The organism is Cupriavidus sp. MPR-AND1C (assembly GCF_058809705.1).
This window is the reverse complement of sequence record NZ_JBXASU010000025.1, coordinates 68,318-90,300: the sequence shown is the minus strand read 5'-3', so window position 1 is coordinate 90,300 and position 21,983 is coordinate 68,318. Positions and strand designations below refer to the sequence as shown.

The window sequence follows — 21,983 nt, the reverse complement described above, 5'->3', positions numbered from 1 at the left end:
CGCCCATCCCCCCCCACGACATCGATATCGCCGCCGATTGCCAGCGCACGGAAGAGGACGGCTTTCGCGAGGATGCCCATATGCGGGTGGCCAGCAATGATGTGCGCAGCCTGAACTGGAAACTGTGGGTGGGCCGGCATGGTTCCTGCCACTTCGATCTCACCGAGTTCCGCCAGGTGCGCAAGACCCCGCATATCGAACTGCAAGCGATCGATGGCAGCGGCTGCACGCTGATGGTCTGGCAGGACCCGCGGCGCGTCACGCTGGCGCATGCGCATTGCGAGCAGCATTGCACCCCGGGTATCTACGAGCAAGCCTGGCCCGTGCTGTTCGATCCGCGCAGCGGCACATGCGCGCAGATCCGCTAGACAGAATGTATTGACCTGCCAGGCCGTCGACGGCAAGCGCGGCTCAGCGCTCGCGCAGGCGCGCCGCCGCGCGCGTCAGCGGCTTGGCCAGCACGGTGGTGGCCAGCGCCATCAGCAGCAGGCCGGAGAAGGCCGTCATGCCGATCAGCCCGGCTTCGAACAAGATTCCCAGCACGACCACTTCCATCAGCCCCTTGGTCTGGACCAGTGCGCCCAGCATCCAGGCCTCGCGCCGCGGCAGGCCGGCCAGGCGTGCCGGCAATGCGGCCCCGACCACCTTGCCGGCCACCGCGACCATGGTGCTCAGGCCGAACACCAAAAGCGTCGCCTGACCGCCGATGGCGATGTCGGTACGCAGCCCGGTCATCAGGAAGAAGAACGGCATCAGGACCACCACGGTGGCCGGCTCGAGCTGGCGCCGGAGCTCGCCGGCCGCATCGCGCGGCAGCACGACGCCCGCGAGGAAGCCGCCGAGGATGTAGTGCAGGCCGATCGATTCGGAGATCAGCGCCGAGCCGAAGATCAACACCGCAACCAGCGCCAGGCGTGCATCAACGGCGGCCATCCGCGGCAGCATGCGCGCCAGCAGCGGGCGTACCAGCCACAGCATCGCGCCGACGTAGGCAAGGCCCAGGCAAGCCAGCCGCAGGAAGTCATAGCTTGAGGAACGACCCGCGCTGGCGAGGATGGCCGACAGCACCAGCCAGATGGCCGCATCGCTGAAGGCGGCGCAGCCGACCGCCAACTGGCCGGGCACGGAGTCGGACAGCTTCATTTCCCGCAGGATCGCCCCCAGCACCGGCAGCGCCGTCACCGCCATGGACACCCCCACGGCGAAAGCGAATTGCCAGGCGGATGCCGCATGCCCTACGGCATCCGGGGTGGCGTAGGCCAGCCAGGCGCCAGCTGCCGTGCCGAGCGCGAACGGCACCAGCACGCTGCCCAGCGCGGCCGCCATCGCAATGCGCCGTATCCCTGGCTGCTGCGCGCCGCCGATGTGCAAGCCGGAGAGGAAGGCAAACAGCACCACCGCCAGCCATTGCAGCCCGCTAAGCGCGGATAGCTGCGCCGGCCCGAACAGGGCCTGCCAGCCTTGCGGCCACAGCGCGCCAAGCAGGGACGGCCCGAGCAGGATGCCGCCCACGATCTGCATGGCCACCAGCGGCACGATGCTGCCGATGCGCAGCCCGCGCCACAGGATGAACGGTGTACCGACCACCAGGCAGGCCTGGGCAAAGAAAAGCGAAACGGGATTCAAGGCGACAGGCGGATCGAGTGAAGTGGAACAAGGACGTGGGCGCGCCGGGCGCCCACCGGGCGTGCATCCAGAGGCGCTACTTAGCCTTCGGCACGCGCCCCATCAGGTAGAACTCTTCGTTTGGCCGCATGCTGATGGTGTTCGCCATGCGGTTGGACAGGCCGAAAAAGGCGGTGATGGCCGCGATATCCCAGGCGTCCTCGTGGCTGAACCCATGCTTGGCCAACGCCGCGAAATCGGCATCGCCAACCTCGGCCGAGGCCTCGCAGACCTTGAGAGCGAAGTCGAGCATGGCGCGCTGGCGCGGCGTGATGTCGGCCTTGCGGTAATTGACGGCCACCTGGTCAGCCAGCGTCGGCTTTTTCTCGTAGATGCGCAGGATGGCGCCGTGCGCCACCACGCAGTACAGGCACTGGTTGGCGCCCGAAGTGGCCACCACGATCATCTCGCGCTCGCCCTTGGACAGGCCGCCCTCCTTGAGCATCAGCGCGTCGTGGTAGGCAAAGAAGGCGCGGAACTCATCCGGCCGGTGGGCCAGCGTCAGGAACACGTTCGGCACGAAGCCGGCCTTGTCCTGGACTTCCAGGATGCGAGCCCGGATGTCCTCGGGCAGGTCAGCGATGGCGGGAACCGGGTAACGGCTCAGTGGCGGCGATGCGGTCATGGTGGTCTCCTTCGGGGGGGCACCCCTCTTTGCACTGCGCATGAACCGCCCGCGCTAGCTGCCGCGGGCAGCGGGAATCTGGCCGGCTGCGCCGGCTTACTGGGTGGCGAACTGGATCCTGTGCAGCCCGGCGTAGAGTCCCTCGGCCGACAGCAGTTCGTCGTGGGTGCCGTGCTCAGCCACCCGCCCGTGGTCGAGCACCACGATGCGATCGGCATTCTCGATGGTGGACAGGCGGTGTGCGATGACCAGCGTGGTCCGGCCAACCATCAGGGCTTCCAGCGCGGCCTGCACCTGGCGCTCCGATTCGGAGTCGAGCGCCGAGGTGGCTTCGTCGAGAATCAGGATCGGCGCGTCCTTGTACAGCGCGCGCGCGATCGCCATGCGCTGGCGCTGGCCGCCGGACAGCTTCATGCCGTTGTCGCCGATATTGGTCTCGAGCCCTTGCGGCAGGCCCTTGATCACATCGGTCAGGTAAGCGGCGGCCAGCGCGCGCTCGACGCGTGCCATGTCGATTTCGGCCGCCGGATGCACGCCATAGGCCACGTTGGCGGCAACCGTGTCGTTGAACAGCACCACGTCCTGGCTGACAAAGGCAATCTGGCGGCGCAGGTCATGCAGCGAGAAGGCGTCGATGGTCTTGCCGTCCAGCAAGATGCGGCCCTCGGTCGGGTCGAAGAAGCGCGGCACCAGGTTGACCAGCGTGGTCTTGCCGCTGCCCGACGGCCCCACCAGTGCCACGACTTCACCAGCGCTGACGTTGAAGTTGATGTTGTCCAATGCCGGGCGGGCGGCCTCGCCGTAGCGGAAGCCCACCTTCTCGAACACCAGCTCGCCGCGCGCGCGCTCAAGCGGCAAGCCGCCGTCCTGCGGCTCGATCGGCTCGTCGATCAGGCCAAAGATCATCTCGGCCGCGGTCAGGCCGCGCTGCAGCGGCTGGTTCAGGTCGGTCAGGTGCTTGAGCGGCGAGACCAGCAGCAGCATCGCCATCACAAAGCCGGTGAAGCTGCCCACCGTAGTGTGGTTGGTCTGCGACTGGATCATCGCGATGGTGAGGATGACCGACAGCGCCAGCGCCGCCAGGAACGCCGTGACGGGCTGGTTCAGCCCGCCGGCCACCGCCATGCGCATGGAATAGCCACGCAGGCGCTCGGCCATGGCCGCGAAACGCGACGTCTCATAAGCCTCGCCGCCATGCAGCTTGACCACCTTGTAGCCACCAGCGGCTTCCTCGACCACGTAGGCCGCGGTGTTGGTCAGCGCCTGGTGATCGCGATTAAGGCGCCGCAGGCGGCGATTGACCTTGGCCATGACGAAACCGATCACCGGCAGGATCACCGCCACCACCAGCGTCAGGCTCCAGTTGGTATAGAACAGGTAGACCAGCAGCGCCAGCACGGTGAGCGAATCGCGCACCAGGGTGATCAGCACCCCGGTCAGGATCTGCATGACCTGGTTGACCTCGAAGATCACGGCATTGATCAGCGACGCTGCGGTATTGCGATGGTAGAACAGCGCGGGCGCATGCAGCATGCGCTCGAACATCTGCATCCGCATTTTCAGCAGCACCCGGTTGGAGATCAGGGCGAGCAGGTAGCCGGAAGCAAACTGCGCCACCCCGCGGACCAGTGCCACGCCAATCAGCAGGGCCGGCACGTGCCAGAGCTTGCCGGCATATGCGCCGCCGAAACCGTTGTCGAGCAGGTCATTGACGACCTTGGGCATGATCCCTTCTGCACCAGCCACCGCCGCCATCGCGATAATGGCAACGATGAAGACGCGCATTTCCGGACGCAGGTAGGACCAGACTCGCTTCAGGGTGTCGGCTTCCTGTGCCGGGGGCGCATTTTGTTCTTGGACTTTCACGTTTTCTCCACCCCGTCGGCGCGGGGATACTTTGCTTGTACCGCGGCCAGCCCGAGCAACAGCCCGATGATGCCGGCATAAAAAACAATATTTGCCTGGTGCGCCATCGTCACCTGGGTCAGGCCGCTGATCAGGCTGGCCATGACGACGCCGATGCCGGAAGCGCACACGCTGATGCCCAGTGAATTGGCATTGCGCCAGCATACGCGCAGCAGCCGCCAGAACAGGACGCCAGGAACCAGGAACAAGCCCAGCAATGCCAGCATGCCCGGCATGCCCATTGTCGCTGCCGCCTCGAGCACATCGTTGTGCGCGTGCTCAAGGGTGCAAACGTCAGACGACCCATGCTCCTTGCAGAAGATGGAAGCTTGGGGAATCCGCGCGAACTGTCCGACCCCGACGCCGAGCCAGGGATGCAAGTGGATCGATTCCGCCGCCATTTGCCAGAGCTTCAGCCGTGCCCCTACCGAAGTCTCGGTGTTCCCCTGCTGGAACTGCCCCCATTGTCCCCGCACGAGGTCAACCCGCTGCGCGACGGGGCTGCCAGGCGCCAGATAGAGTCCCGCAGCCAAGGCTGCGATGAGCGCCACCGCGCCAAAGAACTTCGCCGGCCTCATGCTCGGGTAACGAACAAAGAGCAGCGGGATCATCGTGATACACAATGCCAGCCACGCGCCGCGCGTGCCATTCACAATCAGCACCGAACCGGCGAGCGCCAGATCCAGCCAGGCAAGCAGATGCGCCTTGCGGCTGATCCCAGGCCGCACGAAACCAATCAACCCCAATGCGGCAACCATGTTCCCAAACGCGATGGCCTGGGTCCAGGCCGACGGCCGTGGATCGTCGAGAACCCAGCGCTGGAACAGGACAATCGCCAGGCTCATCGCCAAAGCGATTGTGATGCCACTCCAGAGCCGCCGCGGGTCTGGCGCGATCTTGAGGATAACCAGGCATGTCACCAACAACAGGAGAATGCGAGAAGGGTTATCCATCACGTTCCAGGGAACGTGGAAATAGAGCTTGGAACCCAGAAAGACAAGCACCAAAGCTAGAATAGCGAGCCCGATGGGGTATAGCGTGGCGCGATACTGCGCAAACATGGGCCTCAAGCCCCGACGGACAATCAGCGCCAGCAGCAAGATAGCGCCCAGGAAAATACCGGCGCCTTTCGGCACGCAGAGCAGCAGGATTGGAAATGCCAGAACTAGCGCATTGGTAAGAGCGGTCACTTTTCCGGCACGGAACATCATAAACAAGCTCTATGAAAATCTCAGTCGTACTGATTACAAAAAACGAGGCGCACAACATCCGGGAGTGCCTGGAAAGCGTGTCCTGGTGCGACCGCGCGATTATAGTGGATTCAGGTAGCCGGGACGGCACGGTCGAGCTGGCCCGGAGCCTGGGCGCGGAGGTCTTCGAAACCGAGCACTGGCCTGGCTTCGGCGCCCAGAAAAACCTGGCGGTATCCAAGGCCGACGGCGACTGGATCTTCTCCATCGACGCGGACGAACGGGTCACTCCCGAACTGCGCGACGAGATTCTCGCCGCAGTGGCGTCCGGCCAGTCCAATGCGTACGAGGTACCCAGGCTGTCACGCTTTTGCGGCCGCTTCATCCGCCACGGCGGCTGGTATCCCGACTACGTCACACGGCTGTTCCGCCGTGGCCACGCCCGCTTCACCGACGATCTCGTGCACGAGCGCGTGGTAGCCGATGCACCAGTCGGCAGGCTCAATTCGCCATTGCTGCATTACACCTACGACGATTTCTCGCAGGTGCTGCAAAAGATCGACAAATATTCCAGCCTCGGCGCCCAGCAGGGCTTCGCGCGCGGCAAGACGGCGTCGCCCGCCGGCGCCGTGCTGCATGGCGCCTGGGCGTTCCTGCGCACCTACCTGCTGCGCCGCGGTTTCCTGGACGGCGCGCAGGGGCTCGGTGTGGCGCTGATGAATGGCCAGGCCAGCTACTACAAGTACATCAAGCTATGGTACCTGCAGCAGAAGAGCGAGCAGCAGGCGCCCCCACTGTAGGGGCTGCCGCCCCCGCCTGAGGCGCGCCCAGCATGTCCTCGACGCAAGCGCTGAAGGCCGCCGAGGTGGGACCAAAGCCCATCTGCTCGATGTGGACCGCCGCATAGGCCAGCAGCCGCGCGCGCAGCGGCGCGTCCTCGAGCCCGCGGCGGATCGCCTCCGCCAGCGCGGGCACATCGCCAACCGGCGTCAGCAGGCCGGCCTTGCCTTCGGCCAGGATCTCGCGCGGGCCCACCGGGCAATCGGTGCTCACCACCAACTGGCCCAGCGCCATGCCTTCGAGAAGCACATTGGGCAGCCCTTCCATCTTGGAGCTGAACGCCATCAGCCGCGCATGATGGATCCATGCATAGGGATTGGCCTGGAAACCGGCAAAGCTGACACGCTCGCTGATGCCGAGCTCGCGCGCGAGCGCTTCGAGCCGGCCGCGAGAAGCACCGTCGCCCACCAGCACCAGCCGCTCGCGCAAGCCCGTGCCCCTGACCAGCGCCGCGTAGGCCCGCAGCAGCGTGGTGAAATCCTTCTGGCTTTCTTCCAGCCGCCCCACCGAAACAATGTAAGGATGCGCCGGCGGCGTGAACGGCGCCTTGCCGAGCGCGCGGATGCGATCGAGGTCGGTGGCGTTGTACAGGCGGATGAATTTGCCGGCGGCCTCGGGAATCAGCGCCTGCGCGTCGGCCAGCATGCTGTCGTTGAGCACCACGATGCGGTCATAGTGCTCGCGGCACTGGCGTCGCAGCTTGCGCAGCTTACGGCGATTCTCGTGCTCCAGGTGTGCCACGCTGAAGTGCTGGTAGCCGATCATCGGCACCGGCAGGCGACCGGTCAGCCGCGACAGTGACATGTCGTAGTCGATCACCAGGTCATAGTCCCGCGCGATGCCGCGAAAGCGCCGGTTGACCAGCGGCTTGCGCAGCGGCGGCAACAACACTTCCTCGTATATCTTGCCCAACGGACCCAGCTTGCCGGCTTTTTTCAATTGCCGGCAGCGCGAGAGCCAGGCCTGCGGCGCGAGGATATGGATCTTGACGTCCGGCGGCAGCATGGCGCGGAAATGCGTCTCCAGCGCTTCGGTCGGATAGGTCAGCGTCAGGCCGATCTCGAAGCGCTCTCGATCCAGCGAGGCCAGCAGCGACACCAGCGAGGTCTCGATGCCGCCGCGCAGGAAGTGGGTCAGGTGAAAGAGGATGCGTTGCTTGGCCATGCGGGGCTTGTGTAATCCATGAAAAGACGGGATGGACGGCAGCAATGCCGGTCGGGGCGGCGCCATGCCGGTGCCGCCCCGCCGGCAAGCCCGGGGTCAGCCGTAGAGCATGCGGACGTTTTCGCCGGACAGGGCCGCGCGGAAGCTTGCCAGGGCATCGTCGGATGGCGTGACCAGCCACTGCCGCCCCAATTCCGCCTCGCAGCGAGCGCCGGTGGTGGCGTAGCTCACGCGCACCGGCACGCCTGGCGCATTGGCCACACTCGCCAGGTAGGGCGTGAGCAACTCGCGCAGCAGTTCCGTGGAGGCATTGCCGTTGAACGCCAGGCCGACCGCCTCGGCGTACTTGGCACGCGCCGCCACCAGGTCCATCACCGATTCGGCGGTGAAGCGCACGCCACCGGTAAAGGTATCGTGACGGGCGTTGCCTTGCACGATCACCATCTCGTCCTCGCGGAACATATGGCGGTTGGCGTCGAACAATTCGTTGAACACCGTCATCTCGACCTGCCCGGTACCGTCGTCAAGCAAGACGATCAACATCTTGCCGCGCTGCGTCATCTGGGTGCGCATGCCGGTGATGACACCGGCGATGACCTTGCCACGCACGTCGCGGCCATAGCCGCCGCCATTGCCTTGCACTTCCTTTTCCAGGCCGGCCAGCGTGCCCTTGAGGAAGCGGCCGACTTCGTCCCGGTAGGCGTCGAACAGGTGGCCGGAGAAGTAATAGCCCAGCGCCTGCTTTTCTTCCTGCAGCATGCGCTTGGGCGCCCAGGCCGGCTCGTCGACCAGCGCGGGCCGGTGCGATTCGCCGGCGTCGGCCATCAGGTCGAACAGTGACACCTGGTTGGCCGACTCGGCCTTCTGCTCGGCGGCTTCCATGGCGCGCGACACCGAGGCAAGCAGCTGGCCGCGATTGGCGTTCAGGCTGTCGAAGGCACCGGCGCGAATCAGCGCCTCGATGGTGCGGCGGTTGACCTGGCGGCGGTCGACGCGCTCGCAGAAATCGAACAGGTCGGCAAAGGGCTTTTCCTCGCGGGCGCGCAGGATGTCCTCGATGGCGCCCTGCCCCGAGCCCTTGATGCCGCCAAGGCCGTAGCGGATGGTCTTGGCATCGGTCGGCGCGAAGCGGTATTCGCTGGCGTTGACGTCAGGCGGCAGCACCTGGAGCTTGTTGAGCTTGCAATCGTCAAAGAGGATCTTGACCTTGTCGGTGTCGTCCATGGCGAGCGACATATTTGCTGCCATGAACGCGGCCGGGTGGTGCGCCTTGAGCCAGGCCGTGTAGTAGGCCAGCAATGCGTAAGCGGCCGCGTGCGATTTGTTGAAGCCGTAGCCCGCGAACTTTTCCATCAGGTCGAAGGTGTCGTCCGCCTTCTCGGCGGTCAGGCCATTCTTGGCCGCACCCTCGCGGAACAGCTCGCGGTGCTGGGCCATTTCCTCGGCCTTCTTCTTGCCCATGGCGCGGCGCAGCAAGTCGGCGCCGCCCAGCGAGTAGCCGCCGATGATCTGCGCCATCTGCATCACCTGCTCCTGGTAGACCATGATGCCGTAGGTCTCCTTGAGCACCGGCTCGACGCGCGGGTCCGGGTACTCCACCTTCTCGCGGCCGTGCTTACGGGCGCAGAAGCTGGGGATCAGGTCCATCGGGCCCGGGCGGTAGAGTGCCACCAGCGCGATGATGTCCTCAAAGCGGTCAGGCTTGGCGTCCTTCAGCATGCCCTGCATGCCGCGGCTTTCCAGCTGGAACACGGCAACCGTGTTGGCCGTCTTGAGGATGTCGAATGCCTTGCTGTCGTCGAGCGGGATGTGGCTGCAGTTCCAGTCGGCCATGGACGGATCGAGCCTGCGGATATAGCGCTCGGCCCAGTCCAGGATGGTCAGCGTGGTCAGGCCCAAGAAGTCGAACTTGACCAGGCCGGCGGCTTCCACGTCGTCCTTGTCGTACTGGCTGACCACACCGCTCATGCCGTCGTTCTGCGCACCCTGGGTGTAGAGCGGGCAGAAGTCCGTCAGCTTGCCCGGGGCGATCAGCACGCCGCCGGCGTGCATGCCGACGTTACGTGTCATGCCTTCCACGCGCTGGGCGAGCTCCAGCAACTGGCGCACTTCCTCTTCGTTTTTCTCGCGCTCGGTCAGGAGCGGCTCTTCCTTCTTGGCCTCCTCGATGGTGACGAGCTTGCCCGGCTTGAAGGGGATCAGCTTGGCGATGCCGTCGACAAAGCCATAGCCCAGGTCGAGTACGCGGCCCACGTCGCGCACCGCGGCCTTGGCGGCCATGGTGCCGAAGGTGGCGATCTGCGATACCGCGGCGTGGCCGTACTTCTCCTTCACGTACGTGATCACGCGATCACGTCCCTGCTGGCAGAAGTCGATGTCGAAGTCGGGCATCGAAACCCGTTCCGGGTTCAGGAACCGTTCGAACAGCAGCGCGTACTTGAGCGGGTCCAGATCGGTGATGCCGAGCGCATAGGCCACCAGCGAACCGGCGCCGGAGCCGCGTCCCGGCCCGACCGGCACGCCGTTGTTCTTGGCCCAGTTGATAAAGTCCGCCACGATCAGGAAGTAGCCGGGGAAGCCCATCTTGATGATGGTGCCGGTCTCGAACTCCAGCCTCGCGTAGTACTCGGGGCGCTTGGCCTCGCGCACGGCTTCGTCGGGGAACAGCACCGCCATGCGCTTTTCCAGGCCTTCCTTGGCCAGGTGCACGAGGTAGTCGTCGAGCGACATGCCGTCGGGCGTCGGAAACAGTGGCAGGCGCGGCTTGCCCAGTTCCAGCGTGAGGTTGCAGCGGCGCGCGATCTGCACCGCGTTTTCCAGCGCGGACGGGATGTCGGCGAACAGCGCGCACATCTCGTCCTGGGTCTTGAAATACTGGTCGGTGGTGAAGCGACGCACGCGGCGGGGGTTGGCCAGCAACTCCCCTTCGGCGATGCAGGTGCGAGCCTCGTGCGCCGTGAAATCGTCGGGCGTCATGAACTGCACCGGGTGCGTCGCCACCACTGGCAAGCCCATCCTGGCCGCCAGCTGCACCGCCTGCTGCACATAGGCATCGGTGCCGGGCAGGCCCGCGCGCTGCAACTCGATGTAGAAGCACTGCGGGAACACCTTTGCCCAATGCGCCGCGGCCTGCGCCGCGGCCGCATCGTTGCCATTGGCCAGCGCCATGCCGATGTCGCCACCCATCGCGCCAGACAGCGCAATCAGGCCGGTGGCCAGCGGCTGGCCCTCTTCGCCGGCTTCGTCGAACCAGGCAGGGTCGATCTCGGCGCGGCCGCGGTACTGGTTGGAAAGCCACGCGCGCGACAGCAGCACGCAGAGATTGAGGTAGCCAATCCGGTCCCGGACCAGCAGCAGCAAGCGCGTCGGCTTGTCGCGATCGTCGGCGTTGGTCAGCCAGACGTCGGCGCCGACCACGGGCTTGATGCCGCCGCCGCGCGCTTCCTTGTAGAAGCGGATCAGGCCGAAGGCATTGGCCAGGTCGGTCAGGGCGAGCGCGCCCATGCCATCGGCGGCCGCAGCCTTGACGGCATCGTCCAGGCGCACGATGCCGTCGACGACGGAGTATTCGGAATGAAGACGGAGATGAACGAAGCGAGGTGCAGACATGGCCGTAATTGTACCGGCTCGGCATGGCCGCGCCGGCCTTCTTTGCGCGACGTGCCCGATGGCAAGACTGAGCCAGGCGCTCGGAAAAGCCCGGCAGGAAGCCTGCGAGGCGTTATAATTTCGCCTTTCCAATCAGGCAGTTACCGCGCGCTCGCAAGGCGCGGTCCCGTCGCGCGCCACCTATGCAGATCGTAAACATCTCCGCTTACAAGTTCATCTCACTGGACGATATCCCGGTCTTGCGCCCGGAAATGCGCGCGCGCTGCGAAGCACACGGGCTCAAGGGCACGATCCTGCTCGCGCCGGAAGGCATCAACCTGTTCCTGGCCGGCGTGCGCGAGGCCATCGACAGCTTCCTCGGCTGGCTGCATGCCGACCCGCGCTTTGCCGATATCGAGCCCAAGGAAAGCCTGTCGGAAAACCAGCCTTTCAAGCGCATGCTGGTGCGTGAGAAGAAGGAAATCATCACCATGAAGATGCCGCTGATCCGCCCCGAAGCCGGCCGGGCGCCGGCGGTGACGCCGGTCGAGCTCAAGCGTTGGCTGGACCAGGGCCACGACGATGCCGGCCGCCCGGTGGTGATGCTGGATACACGCAACGCCTTTGAGGTCGCCGTCGGCACGTTCGAGCAAGCGGTCGATTACGACATCGCCAAGTTCAGCGATTTCCCGCCGGCCATTGCCGCGCACAAGGCCGAGTTCGCGGGCAAGACCATCGTGTCGTTCTGCACCGGCGGCATTCGCTGCGAGAAAGCCGCCATCCACATGCAGGAAGCCGGCATTGAGCACGTCTACCAGTTGGAGGGGGGCATCCTGAAGTATTTCGAGGAAGTGGGTGGCAGCCACTACCAGGGCGACTGCTTCGTCTTCGACTACCGCACCGCGCTGAACCCCAACCTGGAGCCGGCTGGCCCCAAGCAGTGTTTTGCCTGCCGTGCCGTGGTCACCGCCGAAGAGCAGCAAAGCCCGCACTACGTGGTGGGCAAGAGCTGCCCGCACTGCATCGGGGAAGGCACAGGGACGGCGGCGGCTGCCGCCTGAGCGCGCTGGCGGCCCTCAGGCGGCCAGCAAGTGATAGAGGTTGCGCAGCATGCCGGCGGTGGCACCCCAGATAAACCGGTGGCCGCCATCCTCGCGCGGGAACGGCATGGCGTAGAACAGCCGCTCGCCGTCCACCCAGCGGAACAGGCGCTGCTCGTGATGCGATGGGTTCATCAGGAAACCTAGCGGCACTTCAAACACATCGGCAACCTCGCGCGCATCGGGCCGCAGCGTGAATCCGTCGCGCACCAGGCCCACTACCGGGCTCACATGGAAGCCGGTGCCGGTGATGTAATCGGGCAAGCTACCCAGCACTTCCACATAATCGCGCGCCAGCCCCACCTCTTCCTCGGTTTCGCGCAGTGCCGTCGCCGTCCGGTCGATATCGAACGCTTCGTGACGGCCGCCAGGGAAACTGATTTGCCCGGCGTGCGCGCTCAGGTTGGCGTTGCGCTCGGTCAGCAGCACGGTCAGCCCGTCCTCACGCTCCACCAACGGTACCAGCACGGCTGCATCGCGCAGCTTCAGGCTGCGGTCATAGGCGCGCGACTCATCAGTCAGCTCGGGGTCCCAGGCAGGCGGCGACTGGAGCCGATGGCGGATGAATTCCGGGCGCAGGCGCACGTCGGCCAGCGGCGGGTGCCGGGTATCGGTGGCGACGATGGGGAGGGATTCGGGATCAAAGGCAGGACGCATAATCGTTGCGAGTATGACAGAAGCCGGCCAAACCGTTTGTGCTGCAACGCGGCAAACCTGGCATGCGGAGATGCAAAAAGGGCACCCGAAGGTGCCCTTTTTGCGCAGCCCCGACCGGCAAGCCGATCGAGGCGACTGGCGGCTTACTGAGCAGCAGCAGCCTTGGCCGGTGCCGACTTGTATGCCAGCTTTTCCTTGATCCGCGCGGACTTGCCCGAACGCTGACGCAGGTAGTACAGCTTGGCGCGGCGGACGTCACCACGGCGCTTCACTTCGATCGCTGCGATCAGCGGCGAGTACAGCTGGAACGTACGTTCCACGCCTTCACCCGACGAAATCTTGCGCACGATGAAGGACGAATTCAGGCCACGATTGCGCTTGGCAATCACAACGCCTTCATAAGCCTGGACGCGCTTGCGGTTACCTTCCACCACGTTCACGCTGACGATCACGGTGTCGCCGGGTGCGAATGCGGGGATGGTCTTGTTCGCGGTCAGACGCGCGATTTCGTCTTTCTCGATCAGCTCGATGATGTTCATCGTTTCTTCTCCTTGTCCATCATGCCGACGTTGTCTGCCCCAGGCATGGCCTGGGCCCCGGCAGAGGATGGGGTTTCACTTGGCGGGAGCAAGCTCCCGCCCTTCTTTCGCCAGCCACGTCGACAGGAATTTCTCGTCGACCCGGCTCAGCAACCCTTGACTGCGCGCTGCCTCGATCAGATCGGGGCGCTTCTTCGCAGTATTTGCCAGCGCCTGCTGGCGCCGCCACTTCTCGATCTCGGCATGATGGCCCCCGAGCAGGATATCGGGCACCCGCACACCTTCGTATTCTTCCGGCCGCGTGTAGTGCGGACAATCCAGCAGCCCGTTGACGAAGCTGTCCTGAACCGCCGACTGGGCATCGCCCAACACACCCGGCAAATGCCTGACCACCGCGTCGATCACCGCCATGGCGGGCAACTCGCCACCGGACAGCACGAAATCGCCGAGGCTGATTTCCTCATCGACCCGACGCTCAATCAACCGCTGGTCAATCGCTTCATAACGTCCGCACAGCATCACCAGGCCGGGACGCTGTGCCAGTGACATCACCTTTTGGTGCGTCAGCGGCGCGCCTTGCGGCGACATCAGCACCACGTGCGGCCGCACCGGCGCCTCCTGGCCCTCCGGCTTGGCCTGCGCCGCCTGCTGGGCGGAACACGCCGCGTCGATGGCATCTTCCAGCGGCTTGGCCAGCATCACCATGCCAGGGCCGCCGCCGTAGGGGCGATCGTCGATGGTACGGTAGTTGTCGCTGGTGAAGTCGCGTGGATTCCAGGTGCGCAGCGTGTAGCGCTGCTGCTTTGCCGCCCGGCTGGTAATGCCCCAGTCGGTCAGCGCGCGAAACATCTCGGGAAACAGCGTGATCACGTCGAACTGCATCCGCCTCTCCCTTTACTTGCCCACCACTCGCCCACCGGCTATCGCCGGCCAAGCACCCTTGCCTTCGGCAGCTCGGGCCGCTCAGTAATCCAGGCCCCAGTCCACCACCACGCGCCGGGCCGAGATATCGACCGAGCGCAGGAATGCGTCGACAAAGGGAATCAGGCGCTCACCCGCCTTGCCATCGGGCAAGGCATGCGCCACCTGCAGGATCTGGTGCGCACCGTTGTCGATCAGCCCGGACACTTCGCCCAGCGACTCGCCCTGCTCATTGAACACGGCGCAGCCGATCAGATCAACCCAGTAGAATTCGTTCTCATCCGGCGCGGGGAAATCCTCGCGACGAATCCAGACACGGCGTCCCTTGAGCGCCTCCGAGTGGTTGCGCTCGGACACGCCGCTCGCCTGGGCCACTACGGTACCGCTGTGCTCGCGGGACTGCACGATCTTCACGCACAGGGCCTCGGAGGCCACGGCATCCGCCGCGCCGACCAGGCCGGTCGGCGGCGGTTTCAGCAGCCACCAGCGGCGCGCGTGCAACAGTGCGCCTGCATCGTCGGCATGCGGCTGGACCTTGATCCAGCCCCGTATCCCATAAGCCGCACCGATATAACCGACCTCGATCAGGTCGTCCGGCAGCTTGTCGGTATACGCCAGCGCAGCCGGCAACCCGGTTGCACCGCGCTTGAGACTGGGCTTTTCCTGCTCACCGGCCTCGCGCCGGGCCGAGGGCTCGAGCGGCACATTGAGTGGCCGCCGCGCCGGGGCGCCTTGCTTGCGTTCTGTCACGTGTCGTTTGCCACGCGTCGCGAAACGCGCGTCACAACAATCAGGCTGCGGCCTTGGCGGCGTTTTGCTTGACCAGACGGGCAACCGTCGGCGACAGCTGGGCGCCAACGCCGGTCCAGTACGTCAGGCGGTCTTGCACCAGACGCAGGCCTTCTTCGCTTGCCGAAGCCAGGGGGTTGTAGAAACCAATACGCTCGATGAAACGGCCATCGCGACGATTACGCGAGTCAGCAGCGACGATATTGAAGAAGGGGCGCTTCTTGCTGCCACCGCGAGCCAGACGGATTACGACCATGGGTTTGATTCCTCAGAAAACTTGATGTTCGAACACGAAACGCAAGAGTATAGACCAAATTCCGAGGCCAAACAAACACTTAGAGCGATTGACTCGACACCCGGCCATAGGCATCGTGGTGAAAACCCCGACAGGAGAGCTCGCCATGCGGTTTCACCCTCACATTCGCAGCTTCCGCCCCCTGCTCGCCAGCACTTTCCTGGCGTTCGTGGCCGCGACCTGGCTCGGCCCCAACGCCAACGCCGCCTTGCCGCTGGATCAGATCCAGCTGCCGCCAGGCTTTCGCATCGAATTGCTGAGCGCGGAGGTACCGGAAGCGCGTGGCATGACCCTGTCGCCGGAAGGCACGCTCTTCATCGGCACCCGCGGCGAAGGCAGGGTATATGCAATCCGCAACCCGCTGGCGCCCGCCCCAAAGGTCAGGGTCGTCGCCACCGGCCTGACCATGCCGGTGGGCGTAGCCTTCCGCAACGGCGCGCTGTACGCTTCCTCGACCTCGCAGATCGTCCGGCTGGATGATATCGATGCCCGCCTGGACAACCCGCCCAAACCTGTCGTGGTAAGTGATCGCTTTCCCTCCGAGACGCATCACGGTTGGAAGTTTATCGCCTTTGGCCCAGATGGCTATCTGTATGTGCCGGTCGGCGCGCCCTGCAATATCTGCGCGCCCGACGAAAACCGTTACGCCAACATCATGAAGATGAAGCCGGACGGCACCGACTTGCAGGTCGTGGCCAAGGGGGTGCGCAATTCGGTAGGCTTTGACTGGCACCCGGCCACCCGCCAACTCTGGTTCACCGACAACGGGCGCGACATGTTGGGGGACGATGTGCCCGACGATGAGCTCAACCGCGTGACCCGGGCCGGCCAGCACTTCGGCTACCCATACTGTCACGCCGGCAACGTCGCCGACCCGGAATTTGGCAAGCAGCGCGCCTGCTCCGAGTTCGAGCCGCCGGCCGCAAAGCTGGGCGCGCATGTTGCCGCGCTCGGCATGCGCTTTTATACCGGCACGCAATTCCCCGCCGAATACCGCAACAGCATTTTCATTGCCGAGCACGGCAGCTGGAACCGGACCAAGCCAGTCGGCTACCGCGTCGTCCGGGTGGTGCTGAACGAGCGCGGCCAGGCGGTGCGCCAGGAGGTGTTCGCGCAAGGCTGGCTGCAGGGCGACAAACCCTGGGGCCGGCCTGCCGATGTCCAGGTTGCCCCGGATGGTTCGCTGCTGGTCAGCGACGATATGGCGGGCGCGGTCTATCGCATCCGCTACGCACCCTGAGCCCTTGCCACGCCCCGGATACAGCCCGACTCCCGTGACAGTGGCGAAACAATCCGTTACACCGGTAACGGCTTTAGCATAGGCGCGCCGAAGACGCCTGCGTACCATGAACCCATATCTTGAACAACCTCACCACGCGACAGGATACAGGGATTCCGCATGCTCCCCCGCACCCTCCTGCGCGACTCGGTGGCTGGCATCCTGTTGGCCGTTTCCTTGCTCGGCCTCAATGCTGTCAGCCATGCACAGGTCGCGTTTTGGCAACATAGCCGGCCCGAAGGCCGGATTGTGAGCAATGCACATGGCCAGCCAGGCCAGGGCACATGGGAAATGGCGAGTGTACGCGCGGAACGGCAAGACCATGTGCGAGCCCAGATCGAACGAATGGAAGCCCGCGCGCGCGCCGATGACCGCCTGAATGGCCGCCCCCTGCCACCTCAGGAACGCGACGATGAACGCAACCGGCAGTCGGATCGCAATATGCAAGGCGACACCGGGCGTGGCGAGCAGCGCGGCTCCGGCATGGGCCCGGGCTGGCAAGCGCGCGGCCGAGACGGCGGCCGCTAGGCACGCCCCCCCCCCGCCTCCTCACTGTCTTCCCTGGCTGATTGCCGTGCTCACGGCAATCACGCTCCGCTTTCTACTTGCCCCTCCTCGACGATGTGCCGCGAAAGCAACTCTCGTGGCACATCATCGCCAGACCCGCAGATTTTCCTGCCCTGCTCCGGCGGTGTCCGCCCGCAGTTGATGCCAGCGTACAATGAGCGCCGGCGCCAGCCTGGCTGGCACTCACCTGAATTGCGCCCGCCGGCCGCCCCTGCCGGCCACTAACCTAGCTGTTGCCCCATGCCCGCCGCTACCCGAGTTTCAGCCACCGCTGCCCCCAAGCCGCTTCAGGGCAAATCCAAACTGGTCACGGTCGCACTGGCCTTCCTGTTCGGCACGGTGGGCCTGCATCGCTTTTACCTGGGTGGCTTGCGCGATAAATTTGCCTGGGCGCACCTGCTGGCGGCACTCGCCGGGGTCATCGGCGTCATGTCGATGCAGACGGGCGCCGGCTCGCCGGCCCTGAACTGGACCTTTGCCATTGCCGGCGGCACGTCAGTAATCAGCGCCTTCCTGGCGGCCATCGTGTATGGCCTGCGCCCCGACGACAAATGGGATGCCCGCTTCAACCCGCATGGCACGCCGACCCGTTCGGGCTGGCCCGTCGTGATCCTGGTCATCCTGTCCCTGTTGATCGGCACCGGCCTGCTGATGGCGGGCCTGGCCATCAGTTTCCAGACATTCTTCGAATCCCAGGTCGAAGCCGCGCGCGCCTTGTCGCAGTAAGCCCCAGGTCCCAGGCCAATCCCCCTCGCCCAGCACCGATGCACTTCGACTTGCTGGACATCGCCGTGTTCGTGCGCGCAGCGTCGCTGGGCAATCTCTCGGCCGCGGCGCGCGATCTCGGGCTGTCCACCTCCTCGGCCAGCAGCCGCCTGGCGCAACTAGAACAACAACTCGGCACGCGGCTGCTGCACCGGACCACGCGCCGCATCTCCCTGACCGGCGAAGGCGAGCGCTTCCTCGAACATGCCGCGCAATTGCTCGACACGGCCGGCCAGGCCGCGCAATCGGTGGGACGCGGCGCGCAGGCGCCCCAGGGGCAGTTGCGGGTCACGGTGCCCGCCTCTTTTGGCCGCCAGCACGTCTCGCCGGCCATCCCAGCCTTCCTCGCCGCCTACCCAGGCCTGACGCTGGACTTGCGCCTGACCGATCAGGTGATCGACCTGGTCGAGGCCGGCGTCGACGTCGCATTGCGCATGGGTGCGTTGCCGGACTCATCCCTGGTGGCACGCCCCCTGGCCCCGAGCCATCGCGCCGTTTGCGCTTCGCCCGGCTACCTTGCCGCGCAAGGCACGCCCCGGCATCCTGATGAATTGCGCCACCACAATTGCATCGTGCTGGGCGACCAGTCCTCCTGGCAGTTCGGCACGGCACTGGGCAAGACAGCGGTAGCGGTCGCCGGCAACCTGCGCACGGACAACGGCGAAGTCATCCGGGACGCGATCCTGGCCGGCATGGGGCTGGCGCTCAAGTCGACCTGGGACGTTGGTGCTTACCTGCGCAGCGGCGCGCTGGTCCGCGTGCTCCCCGATTACCCGGTGCTGCCGGCCGTGTCGATCTGGGCGGTCTACCCCAGCCGCCGTCAGGTGCCGGCGAAGACACACGCGTTTATCGATTTCTTTGCCGCGCGCTTCGGCTCCCCACCCTACTGGGATAGCCCCGAGGCCACGCCTCCCGCCCCTTGGTAAACACCGCTTGGCTGTCTACGCGAAGCACTGTATAAATATACAGTATCAACTGTAGCCTCAGGACCGCCAACGTGCCGACCCGACCACCCTCCTCCAGCCCCCTGAAAGGCCGGGCGGCGCGTTCGAATGACGTCAGCCGGTTCGACGCCTGGACCCGCGAACGGGTCGCCGACGAGTCCCAAGCCTTCGATGAGCCAGAGACACCCCAAATCCAGACCATTGTCTTCACGGAGAAGGCAAAACGCATCGTCTCGCGCAACCAGTCGCCAGACCTGCCGTTCGACGCGTCCATCAACCCGTACCGCGGGTGCGAGCATGGCTGTATCTATTGCTATGCCCGGCCCAGCCACGCCTATCTGGGGCTTTCGCCGGGCCTCGACTTCGAGACCCGCCTGTACGCAAAAGACAACGCCGCCGCCTTGCTCGAGGCCGAACTGGCTCACCGCAACTACGTACCGACGGTGATCGCGCTGGGGGCCAATACAGACCCTTACCAGCCCATCGAGCGGGACCTCAAGATCACGCGCGGCATCCTGGAAGTGCTGGAGCGATTCAACCATCCGGTGGCCATCACGACCAAGTCGGGCGTGGTCACACGCGACATCGACATCCTGCAGCGCATGGCGGCCAGGAACCTGGTCCGGGTCCATATGTCGGTTACATCGCTCAAGAGCGAGATCGCCCGCACGCTGGAGCCCCGCGCAAGTGCGCCGGCGCGCCGCCTAGCCGCCATCGCTTCCCTGAGCGAGGCCGGCATCCCGGTGGGGGTGATGGTGGCGCCAGTCATTCCGAGCCTGACCGATCCGGAAATGGAATCCATCCTTGACGCCGGCGCCAGGGCCGGCGCGAAAACCGCGGCGTATATCCTGCTGCGCCTGCCGCGCGAGGTGGAGCAGCTGTTCTCGGAGTGGCTGGCCACCTACCATCCGCTGCGCGCCCGGCACGTCGAAAGCCTGGTCGCGCAAATGCGAGGGGGCCGGGCCTACGACTCGCGGTTCGGCACACGCATGACCGGCACCGGCATCTTTGCCGAACTGCTGCGCAAGCGCTTCAAGCTGGCCTGCCAGCGCTTCGGGCTCAATGCTGAGCGTCATCCCCTCACCACCGAACATTTCTCCCGGGCGAGCGCCGCGCCGCAGATGTCGCTGTTCTAGGCCGGATGTGGAGGGCAGCGCGGCTTCAGGCGTGCGGCGCCTTCTCGTCAACGGCGATCGCCAGCGTTTCCTTGATCTCTTCCATCACCACGTAGCTCTTGGACTGCGCGGCGCCCGGCAACTGCAGCAGGATGTCGCCCAGCAGGCGGCGGTACTCGCCGATCTCGCGGATGCGCGCCTTGATCAGGTAGTCGAAATCGCCCGAGACCAGATGGCACTCCAGTACTTCCGGGATACGCGACACCTCGCGGCGGAACTGCTCGAACATATTGCCGGACTTGTTGCCCAGCGAGATCTCGACAAACACCAGCAAGCCACTGCCGAGCAGCGCAGGATTCAGGCGCGCGTAGTAGCCCATGATGACGCCGTCACGCTCCATGCGCTTGACCCGCTCGATGCATGGCGTGATGGTCAGGCCGACCGCTTCCGCCAGTTCCTTCATCGACATACGCCCGTCCGCCTGGAGCAAGGCCAGGATCTTCCGATCCAGCCGGTCCAGGCTGCGTACGGGCTGACGACTTGTTCTCATTAGTTATTCCTGTTTCCCTGAAAATTACGATAACTATGACTGCTCATATTTAAATAGTATAGATGTAAATACTCTATTCATTCTATTTCTTGGTTGCGAGCCTCCGACTATGCGCGTTCTCGTTCTTGGCAGTGGCGTAATTGGCGTTACCAGCGCCTGGTACCTGGCCCGTGCCGGCCATGAGGTCACCGTGATCGACCGGGAGGCCGCACCCGCGCTGGGGACCAGTTTTGCCAACGCCGGCCAGATATCCCCGGGCTATGCGTCGCCCTGGGCCGCACCCGGCGTGCCGCTCAAAGCCATCAAGTGGATGTTCCAGGAGCACGCACCGCTGTCCATCAAACCGGACGGCACGCTGTTCCAGCTGCAATGGATGTGGCAGATGCTGATGAACTGCAGCGCTGAGCGCTATGCGGTCAACAAGGAACGCATGGTGCGCCTGGCCGAGTACAGCCGCGACTGCATCGTCGCCCTGCGCGCCGATACCGGCATCGCCTACGAAGGCCGCCAGCAAGGCACGCTGCAACTCTTCCGCACCGCCGAGCAGCTCGACGGTGCCGCCAAGGACATTGCCGTGCTGGAGCAAGCCGGCGTGCCCTACCAGTTGCTATCGCGCGAGGAACTCGCCGCCAGCGAACCGGCCCTGGCCGCCGTCAGCCACAAGCTGACCGGCGGCCTGCGGCTACCCAACGATGAAACCGGCGACTGCCAGCTGTTCACCGGGCAACTCGCCGCCATGGCCGAAGGCCTGGGCGTGCAGTTCCAATACAACCGCTCCATCGACGGGCTGCTGACCAAGGGTGATGCCATTACCGGCGCCATGGTGGGCGGCGAGCCTGTCATGGCCGACCTGGTCGTGGTGGCATTGGGCAGCTGGTCGACACCGTTCGTGAAGAATTTCCTGCCAGGCCTGTCGAACCTGCCTGTGTATCCACTCAAGGGCTTCTCGCTCACGGTGCCGATGACCAATGCCGATCGCAGCCCCGTTTCCACGGTGCTCGACGAAACCTTCAAGGTGGCGATCACCCGCTTCGACGATCGCATCCGCGTGGGCGGCATGGCACAGATCGTGGGTTACGACCGCACGCTCGACCCGGCCAAGCGCCGCACCCTGGAGCATGTGGTCACGGACCTGTTCCCGGGCGCGGGCGATGTCAGCCGCGCCAGCTTCTGGACCGGCCTGCGCCCGATGACGCCGGATGGCACGCCCATCGTCGGCCCCACGCAGGTCAAGGGCCTGTGGCTCAATACCGGCCATGGCACGCTGGGCTGGACCATGGCCTGCGGCTCGGGCAAGCTGCTGTCGGACCTGGTGTCCGGCACCTCGCCGGCGATCCGCGCGGACGACCTCTCGGTGGCTCGCTATCTCAAGCCAGCGAGAACGCACGCCGCCCCGCGCCACGCAGCGGCCTGATCCGCGCGTCGGTTTCGAGGAAGTAAAAAAGGCGACCCGCGGGTCGCCTTTTTCTTGCCTGGACCAGGAAG

At 65.2% G+C, this 21,983-nt stretch carries 21 protein-coding genes; 9 read left to right on the top strand and 12 right to left on the bottom strand.

Annotated elements, in window-relative coordinates:
• Positions 1–368 (top strand): hypothetical protein (locus AC1RWI_RS16070; RefSeq protein ID WP_492867407.1); only part of this gene is annotated, 368 nt, incomplete at its 5' end.
• 43 nt (positions 369–411) lie between these two features.
• On the opposite strand, the gene AC1RWI_RS16065 is transcribed toward AC1RWI_RS16070, so the two are convergent.
• The 4 genes from AC1RWI_RS16065 to AC1RWI_RS16050 form a co-directional block, all read right to left on the bottom strand.
• Positions 412–1,626 (bottom strand): cation:proton antiporter, encoded by a 1,215-nt coding sequence (locus AC1RWI_RS16065; RefSeq protein ID WP_043344543.1) that lies wholly within the window; start codon positions 1,624–1,626, stop codon positions 412–414.
• 76 nt (positions 1,627–1,702) lie between these two features.
• Complete coding sequence (locus tag AC1RWI_RS16060) at positions 1,703–2,290, bottom strand: peroxidase-related enzyme (protein WP_309408146.1); 588 nt, start codon at positions 2,288–2,290, stop codon at positions 1,703–1,705.
• Between the two features lie 96 nt (positions 2,291–2,386).
• Positions 2,387–4,156 carry a lipid A export permease/ATP-binding protein MsbA gene (gene msbA, locus AC1RWI_RS16055; protein ID WP_043344540.1) on the bottom strand — a complete coding sequence of 590 codons (1,770 nt, stop codon included), beginning with the start codon at positions 4,154–4,156 and terminating at the stop codon, positions 2,387–2,389.
• Entirely contained in the window at positions 4,153–5,406 is a 1,254-nt protein-coding gene (locus AC1RWI_RS16050) for an O-antigen ligase family protein (RefSeq protein ID WP_043344539.1), read from the bottom strand. The genes msbA and AC1RWI_RS16050 overlap by 4 nt, the downstream gene beginning before the upstream one ends.
• Before the next feature lie 11 nt (positions 5,407–5,417).
• Here AC1RWI_RS16050 and AC1RWI_RS16045 point away from each other — a divergent pair, with 11 nt between their 5' ends.
• Positions 5,418–6,185, top strand: a complete 768-nt coding sequence (locus AC1RWI_RS16045) for a glycosyltransferase family 2 protein (protein WP_492867403.1) — start codon at positions 5,418–5,420, stop codon at positions 6,183–6,185.
• Here AC1RWI_RS16045 and AC1RWI_RS16040 read toward each other — a convergent pair.
• Together AC1RWI_RS16040 and dnaE are read right to left on the bottom strand one after the other, a co-directional pair.
• On the bottom strand, positions 6,133–7,389 hold the full coding sequence (locus AC1RWI_RS16040; RefSeq protein ID WP_043344535.1) for a glycosyltransferase: 1,257 nt from the start codon (positions 7,387–7,389) through the stop codon (positions 6,133–6,135). The genes AC1RWI_RS16045 and AC1RWI_RS16040 overlap by 53 nt on opposite strands.
• 96 nt (positions 7,390–7,485) lie before the next feature.
• The gene (gene dnaE / locus AC1RWI_RS16035; protein WP_043344533.1) at positions 7,486–10,998 is read right to left on the bottom strand and encodes a DNA polymerase III subunit alpha; all 3,513 of its coding nucleotides are present in this window, start codon (positions 10,996–10,998) and stop codon (positions 7,486–7,488) included.
• A 182-nt stretch (positions 10,999–11,180) separates the two neighbouring features.
• Here dnaE and AC1RWI_RS16030 point away from each other — a divergent pair, with 182 nt between their 5' ends.
• Positions 11,181–12,038 carry a sulfurtransferase gene (locus tag AC1RWI_RS16030; RefSeq protein WP_492867400.1) on the top strand — a complete coding sequence of 286 codons (858 nt, stop codon included), beginning with the start codon at positions 11,181–11,183 and terminating at the stop codon, positions 12,036–12,038.
• Positions 12,039–12,053: 15 nt separating this feature from the next.
• Here the strand turns inward: AC1RWI_RS16030 and AC1RWI_RS16025 are convergent, their stop codons facing one another.
• The 5 genes from AC1RWI_RS16025 to rpsP form a co-directional block, all read right to left on the bottom strand.
• Positions 12,054–12,734 (bottom strand): NUDIX hydrolase, encoded by a 681-nt coding sequence (locus AC1RWI_RS16025; RefSeq protein ID WP_043344530.1) that lies wholly within the window; start codon positions 12,732–12,734, stop codon positions 12,054–12,056.
• A gap of 143 nt (positions 12,735–12,877) precedes the next feature.
• Positions 12,878–13,273 (bottom strand): 50S ribosomal protein L19, encoded by a 396-nt coding sequence (gene rplS / locus AC1RWI_RS16020; RefSeq protein ID WP_492867398.1) that lies wholly within the window; start codon positions 13,271–13,273, stop codon positions 12,878–12,880.
• Positions 13,274–13,348: 75 nt separating this feature from the next.
• Positions 13,349–14,155, bottom strand: a complete 807-nt coding sequence (trmD, locus tag AC1RWI_RS16015; protein WP_043344527.1) for a tRNA (guanosine(37)-N1)-methyltransferase TrmD — start codon at positions 14,153–14,155, stop codon at positions 13,349–13,351.
• Between the two features lie 81 nt (positions 14,156–14,236).
• Entirely contained in the window at positions 14,237–14,824 is a 588-nt protein-coding gene (gene rimM, locus AC1RWI_RS16010; protein WP_236702030.1) for a ribosome maturation factor RimM, read from the bottom strand.
• 160 nt (positions 14,825–14,984) lie between these two features.
• Positions 14,985–15,239 (bottom strand): 30S ribosomal protein S16, encoded by a 255-nt coding sequence (rpsP, locus tag AC1RWI_RS16005; RefSeq protein ID WP_043344523.1) that lies wholly within the window; start codon positions 15,237–15,239, stop codon positions 14,985–14,987.
• Between the two features lie 145 nt (positions 15,240–15,384).
• On the opposite strand from rpsP, the gene AC1RWI_RS16000 reads away from it, so the two are divergent.
• From AC1RWI_RS16000 to AC1RWI_RS15980, 5 genes are all read left to right on the top strand, one after another.
• Positions 15,385–16,518 (top strand): PQQ-dependent sugar dehydrogenase, encoded by a 1,134-nt coding sequence (locus tag AC1RWI_RS16000; protein ID WP_492867396.1) that lies wholly within the window; start codon positions 15,385–15,387, stop codon positions 16,516–16,518.
• 159 nt (positions 16,519–16,677) lie between these two features.
• Positions 16,678–17,085, top strand: coding sequence for a hypothetical protein (locus tag AC1RWI_RS15995; RefSeq protein ID WP_043344519.1), 408 nt, complete (start codon positions 16,678–16,680; stop codon positions 17,083–17,085).
• A gap of 279 nt (positions 17,086–17,364) precedes the next feature.
• Positions 17,365–17,850 carry an NINE protein gene (locus AC1RWI_RS15990; RefSeq protein ID WP_492867394.1) on the top strand — a complete coding sequence of 162 codons (486 nt, stop codon included), beginning with the start codon at positions 17,365–17,367 and terminating at the stop codon, positions 17,848–17,850.
• A 38-nt stretch (positions 17,851–17,888) separates the two neighbouring features.
• Positions 17,889–18,815, top strand: coding sequence for a LysR family transcriptional regulator (locus tag AC1RWI_RS15985; RefSeq protein ID WP_043344516.1), 927 nt, complete (start codon positions 17,889–17,891; stop codon positions 18,813–18,815).
• A 71-nt stretch (positions 18,816–18,886) separates the two neighbouring features.
• Positions 18,887–19,969 (top strand): PA0069 family radical SAM protein, encoded by a 1,083-nt coding sequence (locus tag AC1RWI_RS15980; RefSeq protein ID WP_043344514.1) that lies wholly within the window; start codon positions 18,887–18,889, stop codon positions 19,967–19,969.
• 25 nt (positions 19,970–19,994) lie between these two features.
• Here the strand turns inward: AC1RWI_RS15980 and AC1RWI_RS15975 are convergent, their stop codons facing one another.
• Positions 19,995–20,498, bottom strand: coding sequence for an Lrp/AsnC ligand binding domain-containing protein (locus AC1RWI_RS15975; RefSeq protein ID WP_006158394.1), 504 nt, complete (start codon positions 20,496–20,498; stop codon positions 19,995–19,997).
• A 109-nt stretch (positions 20,499–20,607) separates the two neighbouring features.
• Between AC1RWI_RS15975 and AC1RWI_RS15970 the strand changes: the two genes are divergently transcribed.
• Positions 20,608–21,912, top strand: coding sequence for a D-amino acid dehydrogenase (locus AC1RWI_RS15970; RefSeq protein WP_043344512.1), 1,305 nt, complete (start codon positions 20,608–20,610; stop codon positions 21,910–21,912).
• Positions 21,913–21,983: the final 71 nt, after the last annotated feature.

Coding starts and splice junctions, on each gene's coding strand:
- AC1RWI_RS16060 (WP_309408146.1), bottom strand. CDS start 2,290: ATGACCGCATCGCCGCCACTGAGCCGTTACCCGGTTCCCGCCATCGCT.
- AC1RWI_RS16050 (WP_043344539.1), bottom strand. CDS start 5,406: ATGATGTTCCGTGCCGGAAAAGTGACCGCTCTTACCAATGCGCTAGTT.
- AC1RWI_RS16045 (WP_492867403.1), top strand. CDS start 5,418: ATGAAAATCTCAGTCGTACTGATTACAAAAAACGAGGCGCACAACATC.
- AC1RWI_RS16040 (WP_043344535.1), bottom strand. CDS start 7,389: ATGGCCAAGCAACGCATCCTCTTTCACCTGACCCACTTCCTGCGCGGC.
- dnaE (WP_043344533.1), bottom strand. CDS start 10,998: ATGTCTGCACCTCGCTTCGTTCATCTCCGTCTTCATTCCGAATACTCC.
- AC1RWI_RS16030 (WP_492867400.1), top strand. CDS start 11,181: ATGCAGATCGTAAACATCTCCGCTTACAAGTTCATCTCACTGGACGAT.
- AC1RWI_RS16025 (WP_043344530.1), bottom strand. CDS start 12,734: ATGCGTCCTGCCTTTGATCCCGAATCCCTCCCCATCGTCGCCACCGAT.
- rplS (WP_492867398.1), bottom strand. CDS start 13,273: ATGAACATCATCGAGCTGATCGAGAAAGACGAAATCGCGCGTCTGACC.
- trmD (WP_043344527.1), bottom strand. CDS start 14,155: ATGCAGTTCGACGTGATCACGCTGTTTCCCGAGATGTTTCGCGCGCTG.
- rpsP (WP_043344523.1), bottom strand. CDS start 15,239: ATGGTCGTAATCCGTCTGGCTCGCGGTGGCAGCAAGAAGCGCCCCTTC.
- AC1RWI_RS16000 (WP_492867396.1), top strand. CDS start 15,385: ATGCGGTTTCACCCTCACATTCGCAGCTTCCGCCCCCTGCTCGCCAGC.
- AC1RWI_RS15995 (WP_043344519.1), top strand. CDS start 16,678: ATGCTCCCCCGCACCCTCCTGCGCGACTCGGTGGCTGGCATCCTGTTG.
- AC1RWI_RS15990 (WP_492867394.1), top strand. CDS start 17,365: ATGCCCGCCGCTACCCGAGTTTCAGCCACCGCTGCCCCCAAGCCGCTT.
- AC1RWI_RS15985 (WP_043344516.1), top strand. CDS start 17,889: ATGCACTTCGACTTGCTGGACATCGCCGTGTTCGTGCGCGCAGCGTCG.
- AC1RWI_RS15975 (WP_006158394.1), bottom strand. CDS start 20,498: ATGAGAACAAGTCGTCAGCCCGTACGCAGCCTGGACCGGCTGGATCGG.
- AC1RWI_RS15970 (WP_043344512.1), top strand. CDS start 20,608: ATGCGCGTTCTCGTTCTTGGCAGTGGCGTAATTGGCGTTACCAGCGCC.